At 74.2% G+C, this 9,670-nt stretch carries 7 protein-coding genes; 5 read left to right on the top strand and 2 right to left on the bottom strand.

Features of this window, described 5'->3' with window-relative positions:
* The coding region (locus L1885_RS17315) for an SWIM zinc finger family protein (protein WP_235798029.1) at window positions 1–997 on the bottom strand (997 nt) is incomplete at its 3' end.
* Window positions 998–1,125: 128 nt separating this feature from the next.
* Between L1885_RS17315 and L1885_RS17310 the strand changes: the two genes are divergently transcribed.
* From L1885_RS17310 to sucD, 5 genes are all read left to right on the top strand, one after another.
* Window positions 1,126–2,250 carry an ATP-binding protein gene (locus tag L1885_RS17310; RefSeq protein ID WP_235798028.1) on the top strand — a complete coding sequence of 375 codons (1,125 nt, stop codon included), beginning with the start codon at window positions 1,126–1,128 and terminating at the stop codon, window positions 2,248–2,250.
* Window positions 2,247–4,847: a DUF5682 family protein gene (locus L1885_RS17305; protein WP_372481967.1), complete on the top strand. Its 2,601-nt coding sequence runs from the start codon at window positions 2,247–2,249 to the stop codon at window positions 4,845–4,847. Before L1885_RS17310 ends, L1885_RS17305 begins: the two co-directional genes overlap by 4 nt.
* On the top strand, window positions 4,844–6,070 hold the full coding sequence (locus tag L1885_RS17300; protein ID WP_372481966.1) for a VWA domain-containing protein: 1,227 nt from the start codon (window positions 4,844–4,846) through the stop codon (window positions 6,068–6,070). The genes L1885_RS17305 and L1885_RS17300 overlap by 4 nt, the downstream gene beginning before the upstream one ends.
* 321 nt (window positions 6,071–6,391) lie before the next feature.
* A complete protein-coding gene (gene sucC, locus L1885_RS17295; protein WP_235798027.1) occupies window positions 6,392–7,567 on the top strand; it encodes an ADP-forming succinate--CoA ligase subunit beta in 1,176 nt (391 codons plus the stop codon).
* A gap of 25 nt (window positions 7,568–7,592) precedes the next feature.
* A complete protein-coding gene (gene sucD, locus L1885_RS17290) occupies window positions 7,593–8,477 on the top strand; it encodes a succinate--CoA ligase subunit alpha (RefSeq protein ID WP_235798026.1) in 885 nt (294 codons plus the stop codon).
* Between the two features lie 221 nt (window positions 8,478–8,698).
* On the opposite strand, the gene L1885_RS17285 is transcribed toward sucD, so the two are convergent.
* Window positions 8,699–9,670 (bottom strand): sigma factor-like helix-turn-helix DNA-binding protein (locus L1885_RS17285; RefSeq protein WP_235798025.1); only part of this gene is annotated, 972 nt, incomplete at its 5' end.

Here is a 9,670-nt window from a genome sequence, read left to right as displayed (position 1 = left end):
CGGCCGGGGCGGCGTTGCGGAAGGTGACCGCGAGCGCGTCCACCGCGAGGCCGACGGGCAGGGCCGGCTCGGGCGCCCGGCCCCCGGCGCCGAAGGAGAGCAGCAGCGCCCACCGGCCCGACGCCCGCCCGTGCAGCCATGTCCGGCGCGTCGTCAGCTTCCCGTCGGACGTGTCGTACTGCGCGAGGACCGACCAGCGGTCCCTCACCTGCTCCCCCGTGGGCGCCGACGGCAGGCCGACACGCGTGCGCACCGCCGTCGCCAGCGGCTCCGGCAGACCCTCGACACCCAACCACGCGCGATCCAGGAGGTGCAGCAGGGCGGACTCCTCCAGCAGCCGGCCGGGCCAGCCCGGCCCGGAGGCGGGTATCGCACCCAACTCCCGGGCCCGGCCCGCGAGGCCGGGCGCCTGCGCGTCGACCATGCGGGCCGCCGTCTCCTCCCAGACGCGGTAGCCCTGCTGCTCCGCGGCCGCGAGACCACCCCGCACCAGGTCGCCGAGACGGCGCTCCAGCTCGCCCACGCCCGAGGTGATCCGGGCCGCCCTGCGCTCCGCCCTGCGGCGCGCCGCCTGCGGGTCGCCCGCCTTCGCCGGGGCGGCGCCGGGCTGCGCGTCCCCCTCCTGCACCCGCTCCGCGCGCTTCCTGCGGCCGGCCAGCCACTCGGCCGCCCAGTCCGGCGGCTCCCCGCCGGTTTCGAAACCGGCGCCGTCCGAGGCCCGCAGGAGCAGCAGCCCCAGCGCGTGCTTGCACGGGAACTTGCGGCTCGGGCAACTGCACTTGTACGCGGGCCCCGCCGTGTCCACCACCGTCTGGTACGGCTTGCTGCCGCTGCCCTTGCACAGACCCCACACGGCGCCCGGCGCGGCCCCCGCGCCCGCCCCCGTCGAAGACCACGGCCCCGGCGCGGCGAGCTTGCTCCCCGCCTTGCGCGACGCGTCGTCAGGAGCCAGCGCGAGCACTTGCTCCGCCGACCAGCGAACCACCGGATCACTCATGCCGACGACCGTAGGCCGAGGCACTGACAATCGGTCATCCACAACCCCTGACCTGCGAGGACGAGGGATTGTCAGTGGCATGGTGCACCGTGGTCGCCACATCCGGTCGACCGATCTGGAGGGGGATCATGACCGTGTCCCACGCCCTGCCCGAAACCACCGCGAAGCCCGCCACGGAGGTCCTGCGCCCGCATGCGGAGGACGCGTTCGCGGCCGAGCTCGCGGCGCTCGCCGCGCAGGACGACAGGCCGAGGCCCGAGCGCTGGCGGCTCTCGCCCCGGGCCGTCTCGACGTACCTGCTCGGCGGCACGCTGCCCGACGGCACGGTGATCAGCCCCAAGTACGTGGGCCCTCGCCGCATCGTCGAGGTCGCCGTCACCACGCTGGCCACCGATCGGGCCCTGCTGCTCCTCGGCGTGCCCGGCACGGCGAAGACCTGGGTGTCCGAGCACCTGGCCGCCGCCGTCAGCGGCGACTCCACCCTGCTCGTGCAGGGCACGGCGGGCACGCCCGAGGAGGCCATCCGCTACGGATGGAACTACGCGCAGCTCCTCGCGCACGGCCCGAGCCGTGGCGCGCTGGTGCCCAGTCCCGTCATGCGGGCCATGTCCGAAGGGCTCACGGCGCGCGTCGAGGAGCTGACGCGCATCCCGGCCGACGTGCAGGACTCGCTCATCACGATCCTCTCCGAGAAGACGCTGCCCGTGCCGGAGCTCGGCGAGGAGATCCAGGCGGTCCCAGGATTCAACGTCATCGCGACGGCCAACGACCGCGACCGCGGCGTCAACGACCTCTCCAGCGCCCTGCGCCGCAGGTTCAACACGGTGGTGCTGCCGCTGCCCGCGACGCCGGAGGCGGAGGTCGAGATCGTCTCGCGCCGCGTCGACCAGATCGGCCGCTCGCTCGGGCTGCCCGTCGAGACGGACGGCATGTCGGAGATCCACCGGGTCGTCACCGTCTTCCGGGAGCTGCGCGACGGCGTCACGACCGACGGGCGCACCAAGCTCAAATCGCCCTCGGGCACGCTCTCCACCGCCGAGGCCATCTCCGTCGTCACCAACGGCCTCGCCCTCGCCACGCACTTCGGCGACGGCATGCTGCGGCCCGCCGACGTCGCGGCGGGGATCCTCGGCGCCGTGGTCCGCGACCCGGCCGCCGACCGCGTCATCTGGCAGGAGTACGTGGAGACCGTGGTCCGCGAGCGGGACGGCTGGAAGGACTTCTACCGTGCCTGCCGCGAGGTGACGGTGTGACGACGCCCGCAGCCCGGCCGCCCGAGCGGGCCGCGCAGGAAGGGCCCGCGGCGCCGTCGGCCTCCCCTGGGCGCGGTCCGCTGCTCCTCGGCGTGCGGCATCACGGACCCGGCTCCGCACGGGGCGTGCTGGCAGCGCTCGACGCGGCCGGACCCCGCGCGGTCCTGATCGAGGGACCGCCGGAGGCCGACGCGCTGGCCGCCCTCGCCGGCGACCCCGCGATGCGTCCGCCGGTCGCACTCCTCGCGCACGCGGTGGACGATCCGGGCCGGGCGGCGTTCTGGCCACTGGCCGCGTTCTCACCGGAATGGGGGGCCCTCCGGTGGGCGGCGCTGCACGACGTGCCGGTGCGGTTCATCGATCTGCCCGCCGCGCACTCGCTGGCACTCGCCGACGAGCCGGACGGCCCGGACGGGCCGCTCGCCGTCGACGGGGAAGGCCACGAGGGACCGAAGGGACACGACAGCCAGGAGGGACACGGGGAGCCGGCGGAGCCGAACGACCGGCGGGGCGAGGACGGCGAGAGCGCGCAGGGCGCTGAGGACGCCGAGGGGCTGCGCGTCGACCCGATCGCGGCCCTGGCCCGGGCCGCCGGGTACGACGACCCCGAGCGCTGGTGGGAGGACGCGGTCGAGCACCGGGGGAGCGGCGCCGACCCGTTCGCGCCCTTCGAGGCGGTCGGCGAGGCCATGACCGCGCTGCGTGAGCGCTACGGGGACGGCGGTCGCCGGCACGACCTCGTGCGCGAGGCCCACATGCGCGGCAGGCTGCGCGCGGCGCGCAAGGAGTTCGGCGACTTCGCTGACGGCGGCGGCGTCGCCGTGGTGTGCGGGGCGTGGCACGTGCCCGCGCTGCTGGCGAAGACCACGGCCACCGCCGACCGGGCCCTGTTGAAGGGACTGCCCAAGGTCAAGGCGGAGCTGACGTGGGTGCCCTGGACGCACCGGCGGCTCGCCCGGCGCAGCGGCTACGGGGCGGGCATCGACTCGCCCGGCTGGTACGGCCATCTCTTCGAAGCGCCCGACCGGCCCGTCGAGCGGTGGATGACCAAGGTCGCCGGGCTCCTGCGGGACGAGGACCGTACGGTCTCGTCCGCCCACGTGATCGAGGCCGTCCGGCTCGCTCACGGGCTCGCCGCGATGCGCGGCCGGCCGCTCGCGGGGCTCACGGAGACGATCGACGCGGTCCGGGCCGTGATGTGCGACGGGTCCGACGTGCCGCTGTCGCTGATCAGTGACCGGCTGATCGTCGGCGAGGCGCTCGGCGAGGTCCCCGAGTCGGCCCCCGCCGTGCCGCTCCAGCGCGACCTCGCCCGGCAGCAGCGCACGCTGCGCCTCAAGCCCGAGGCGCTGGAGCGTGAACTCGACCTCGATCTGCGCAAGGACACCGACGGGGCCCGCTCCACCCTGCTGCACCGGCTGCGGCTGCTCGGCATCGGCTGGGGCGAGCCCGCGGCGGGCCGCGCGAACGCGGGTACGTTCCGCGAGACGTGGCGGCTGCGCTGGGAACCCGAACTGTCCGTGCGCGTCGCCGAGGCCGGCATCTGGGGGACGACCGTGCTCGGCGCGGCGACCGCGCGTGCCGAGGCGGCCGCCGCCTCCGCCACGGCCCTCGCCGACGTCACCGTGCTCGCCGAGCAGTGCCTGCTCGCCGCCCTGCCCGAGGCGCTGCCCGTCGTCATGCGGGCCCTCGCGGAGCGCGCCGCGCTCGACGCGGACGTGGCGCACCTGGCCCAGGCGCTGCCGGCGCTCGCCCGCTCGCTGCGCTACGGAGACGTGCGCGGGACGGACACCGCCGCGCTCGGCGAGGTGGCGCGCGCCCTCACGGAGCGCATCTGCGTCGGCCTGCCACCTGCCTGCACCGGGCTCGACACCGACGGCGCCGAAGCCATGCGGGGCCATCTCGACGCGGTACACGCCGCGATCGCGCTGCTGCGCCCCGCCGGTGACGAACCGGACGACGGCCTGCCCGGCCGCTGGGCCGCCGTCCTCACGCGGCTCGCCGAGCGGGACAGCGTGCCCGGCGTCATCCGAGGCCGCGCCGCGCGGCTCCTGCTGGACGAGGGGCGCCTCGCGGACGGCGACGCGGCCCGCCTGATGGGCCTCGCCCTGTCACCCGGCACGCCCCCGCAGGACGCGGCCGCCTGGATCGAGGGCTTCGTCGGCGGCACGTCGGGCGGCGGGATGCTCCTCGTGCACGACGAGCGGCTGCTCGCCCTGGTCGACGGATGGCTCAGCGGGGTCCCGGCGGCGGCGTTCACCGACGTGCTGCCACTGCTGCGGCGCACGTTCTCGGCGTACGAGCCGGGCGTGCGCCGCACGCTCGGCGAGCGGGTCCGACGCGGACCCGCCACCGGCGCCGCCGCACCGGAGGGCACGAGCGTTGCGGGCTTCGCCGCCGGGCAGGACCCGGAGCGCGCGGACGCGATGGTGCCGCTGGTCGCGCTCCTACTGGGCCGCGTGCCCGCCGGGCGCGTCCCGCAGAGTCCCGGACCGGCCACCGCGGCCTCAGCCACGACGACCGTCGCCGTCGCAGCAGCCGCAGCACCCGCCCTCGCCGGGGCCCCCGGCGCCCGCACCCCGCAGGAGGACCCATGAGCGACAGCATCCCGACGGCCCCGGTCGCCGCCCCCGCCCCGGTCCCGGCCGCGACCGGGGACGACGAGCGGCTGCGCCGCTGGCGCATGGTGCTCGGCGGGGACGCCGACGGCACCGGCCGCGGCCTGCGCGGCACCGATGCCGCCATGGACAGTGCGCTCGCCGCCCTCTACGGGGGTGGAGGCGGCGGCGCACGCCCCGCACGGGGGGCCAGGACGGCCGGGCTCGGCGCGTCCGCGCCCTCCGTCGCCCGCTGGCTCGGCGACATCAGGACGTACTTCCCGAGTTCCGTCGTGCAGGTCATGCAGCGCGACGCGATCGACAGGCTCGGGCTGTCCGCGCTGCTGCTGGAGCCCGAGATGCTGGAGGCGGTCGAGGCGGACGTGCACCTCGTCGGCACCCTGCTCTCCCTCAACAAGGCCATGCCGGAGACCACGAAAGAGACCGCACGCGCCGTCGTGCGCAAGGTCGTACAGGAGATCGAGAAGCGCCTCGCCACCCGCACCCGGGCCACCCTCACCGGGGCCCTGGACCGCTCCGCGCGCATCAGCCGGCCGCGCCACCGCGACATCGACTGGGACCGCACGATCCGGGCCAACCTCAAGAACTACCTGCCCGAGTACCGGACCGTCGTGCCCGAGCGCCTCATCGGCTACGGCCGCGCGGGTCAGTCCGTGAAGAAGGAGGTCGTCCTCTGCATCGACCAGTCGGGCTCGATGGCGGCGTCCGTCGTGTACGCGTCGGTCTTCGGCGCGGTCCTCGCCTCGATGCGGTCCCTCGCCACGCGCCTGGTCGTCTTCGACACGGCCGTGGTCGACCTCACGGACGAGCTGGAGGACCCGGTCGACGTGCTCTTCGGCACCCAGCTCGGCGGCGGCACGGACATCAACCGCGCCCTCGCCTACTGCCAGTCCCGCATCACCCGCCCCGCGGACACGGTGGTCGTACTGATCAGCGACCTCTACGAGGGAGGCATACGCAACGAGATGCTGAAGCGCGTCGCCGCGATGAAGGCGTCCGGGGTCCAGTTCGTGGCGCTGCTCGCCCTCTCCGACGAGGGCGCCCCGGCCTACGACCGCGAGCACGCGGCCGCGCTCGCCGCGCTCGGCGCACCGGCCTTCGCCTGCACCCCGGACCTCTTTCCCGACGTGATGGCGGCGGCCATCGAGAAACGCCCGATACCCGTGCCCGACGACTCCGCGGTGCCCACCGGCGCCCGGTGAACCGCGAGCGGGGCCGCAGACAGGCCGGGGGTGGGCGTACGCGCGTGCCCGGTCGCCGCGCCGACCCGGGGCGTACACGCACGGTCCGGGCGCTCTGTGACAGGTATCACCGCTCATCTGTGAGCCGCGATTTCGGGCGTACCCGCTCACGGAGATAACCTGCCAGGCGGACATGCCGCGTTCCGGACCCCGTGTACGCCTCCCTCAGTGACAGCGCAGTCACGTTGCCCTTCGCGGCACGCCCACGCAGATCACTAGCAGATCATCGCAACCCGCGATTCACAGGCTGCGGTTTCGAGAAGAGACAAGGGACGGACACGCGTGGACCTGTTCGAGTACCAGGCGAGGGACCTCTTCGCCAAGCACGGTGTACCGGTGCTGGCCGGTGAAGTCATCGACACGCCTGAGGCGGCCCGCGAAGTCACCGAGCGCCTCGGCGGCAAGGCCGTCGTCAAGGCCCAGGTCAAGGTCGGCGGCCGTGGCAAGGCCGGCGGCGTCAAGCTGGCCACCGACCCGGCGGACGCGGTCGAGAAGGCCGGTCAGATTCTGGGCATGGACATCAAGGGCCACACGGTCCACAAGGTGATGCTGGCGCAGACCGCCGACATCGCCGAGGAGTACTACGTCTCCTTCCTGCTCGACCGCACCAACCGCACCTTCCTCGCCATGGCGTCCGTCCAGGGCGGCATGGAGATCGAGGTCGTCGCCGAGGAGCACCCCGAGGCCCTGGCCCGCATCGCCGTCGACGCCAACGAGGGCTGCACGCCCGAGAAGGCCCGCGAGATCGTCGAGGCCGCGAAGTTCCCGGCCGAGGTCGCGGACCAGATCGCCGAGGCCCTGCAGAAGCTGTGGACCGTCTTCATCAAGGAAGACGCCCTGCTCGTCGAGGTGAACCCGCTGGTCAAGTCCGGCGACGGCAAGATCATCGCGCTCGACGGCAAGGTCTCCCTGGACGAGAACGCGGACTTCCGTCAGCCCGAGCACGAGGCGCTCGAGGACAAGGCCGCCGCGAACCCCCTCGAGGCCGCCGCCAAGGCGAAGAACCTCAACTACGTGAAGCTCGACGGCCAGGTCGGCATCATCGGCAACGGCGCGGGCCTCGTCATGTCGACGCTGGACGTCGTCGCCTACGCCGGTGAGAAGCACGGCGGCGTGAAGCCGGCCAACTTCCTCGACATCGGCGGCGGCGCCTCCGCCCAGGTGATGGCGAACGGCCTGGAGATCATCCTCGGCGACCCGGACGTCAAGTCCGTGTTCGTCAACGTCTTCGGTGGCATCACCGCCTGCGACGAGGTCGCCAACGGCATCGTGCAGGCTCTGGAGCTGCTGAAGTCCAAGGGCGAGAACGTGACGAAGCCGCTGGTCGTGCGCCTCGACGGCAACAACGCGGAGCTGGGTCGCAAGATCCTGTCCGACGCCAACCACCCGCTCGTGCAGCGCGTGGACACCATGGACGGCGCGGCCGACAAGGCCGCCGAGCTGGCCGCGGCCAAGTAAGAAAAGGGCGAGGGAAAACCACACCATGGCTATCTTCCTGAACAAGGAAAGCAAGGTCATCGTCCAGGGCATGACCGGCTCCACCGGCATGAAGCACACCAAGCTCATGCTGGCCGACGGCACCAACATCGTCGGCGGCGTCAACCCGCGCAAGGCGGGCACGTCCGTGGACTTCGACGGCACGTCCGTCCCGGTGTTCGGCTCGGTCGCCGAGGCGATGGAGAAGACCGGCGCCGACGTCAGCGTCGTCTTCGTGCCGCCGGCCTTCGCGAAGGCCGCCGTCGTCGAGGCGATCGACGCGGAGATCGGTCTCGCCGTCGTCATCACGGAGGGCATCGCCGTGCACGACTCGGCCGCCTTCTGGGCATACGCGTCGAGCAAGGGCAACAAGACCCGCATCATCGGCCCGAACTGCCCCGGCCTGATCACGCCGGGCCAGTCCAACGCGGGCATCATCCCCGGCGACATCACCAAGCCGGGCCGCATCGGCCTCGTGTCGAAGTCCGGCACGCTGACCTACCAGATGATGTACGAGCTGCGCGACATCGGCTTCTCGTCCGCCGTCGGCATCGGTGGCGACCCGGTCATCGGCACGACGCACATCGACGCCCTCAAGGCGTTCGAGGCCGACCCCGACACCGACCTCATCGTCATGATCGGCGAGATCGGCGGCGACGCCGAGGAGCGTGCCGCCGACTTCATCAAGGCGCACGTGACCAAGCCGGTCGTCGGCTACGTCGCGGGCTTCACCGCGCCCGAGGGCAAGACCATGGGCCACGCCGGCGCCATCGTCTCCGGTTCCTCCGGCACGGCCGCCGCCAAGAAGGAGGCCCTCGAGGCCGCCGGCGTCAAGGTCGGCAAGACCCCGACCGAGACCGCGGAGCTCGCCCGCGCGGTCCTCGCCGGCTGACCTTCCGCAGCAAGCGCGGCCGGCCCTCGCGCCGGCATCGCGGGCCCGCCCCTTCTCCGGGGTGGGCCCCTCCGCGTTCCGGGCCCCTCCGCGTTCCGGGCCCGTCCGCTTTCTTGGGCCGTTCGCGTTCCGGGCCCGTCCGCTTCCTTGGGCCCTCCGCGTTCCGGGCCCGGGGCCTTGCAGGGCGGGCGCCCTCGGGCGGGCCGCCGGGCCGGGGGCCCTCACTGCGCGCGCGGGAGCAGCCGCTCGGGTCCCTTCATCGGCAGCGCGTCGAGCGCGTCGTGCAGCTTCACGTCCTCGGGCGTCAGCCGCTGCGGCCCGCCGGGCACCGGCACCCCGGTGACCTGTTCGGGCGGCGCCTCCGGCGGATCGTACTGGTGGGGCGCGGTGAACAGGGTGAAGATCGTGGCGCCGATGATCAGCACGGTGAGGACGATCGCGGCACGCGTCCACATGCGGGTGCGCCGCTCGCCGGAGCGGCGCACGGTCCGTGCGGGCTCGACGGCGGGCGCGGGGACGAAGCGGGCCAGGCCGTCGAGGCGCTCGTGCAGCAGGGTGGTGTCCGCCAGCTCCGGCAGTCGCCCGGCGATCGTGTCCCGGGCCCGCAGCACCCGGTTGGCCGTGGCCGGCGTGCTGGCCTCGGTCTCCGCGGCCGCGTCGGGCAGGTCGAGACCGAGGCCGTCGTAGAGGAGCACTGCCCGGCGGTGGGCGGGCGGCAGTTCGAGCAGGGCCTCGCGCAGCGCGCGCCCGTCCGGTACGGGCACCGGCTCGGCGGCGCCCGTCGGCAGCTTCGCGCGCGCCCGGTTGACGGGCCGGAAGCGGTGCCACGGGGAGAGCGCGTACTCGTGCACCGCGGCGCGCACCCAGGTCGCCGGGTCCCGGTCCACCGCCACCTCCGGCCAGCGCCGCCAGGCCAGCTGGAACGCCTGCTCCACCGACTCGCGCGCCAGCGCCCGGTGCCCCGTGAGCAGGTACGCCTGACGCACGAGGCCGGGCGACGTGTACGCGTACAGCGCGTCGAACGCCTGCTCCGGGGTGCGGGCGGGACGGACGGCGCCGGGCGCGGCGGGCGCCGTGGCCAGCACGACGAGCCGTCGTGGAGCACCGCCCCGGTTCCTGGCGCCCCGTCCGTTCCCGCCGCGGGCCTGCCGGTTGCCGTGCGGGCCGCCGGCGAGACCCGGCGCGCCACCGTC

The sequence above is a fragment of the Streptomyces fuscigenes genome (genome assembly GCF_021556455.1).
In the GTDB taxonomy this organism is placed as follows: Bacteria; Actinomycetota; Actinomycetes; order Streptomycetales; family Streptomycetaceae; genus Streptomyces; species Streptomyces fuscigenes.
This window is presented reverse-complemented; position numbering and strand designations above follow the sequence as displayed.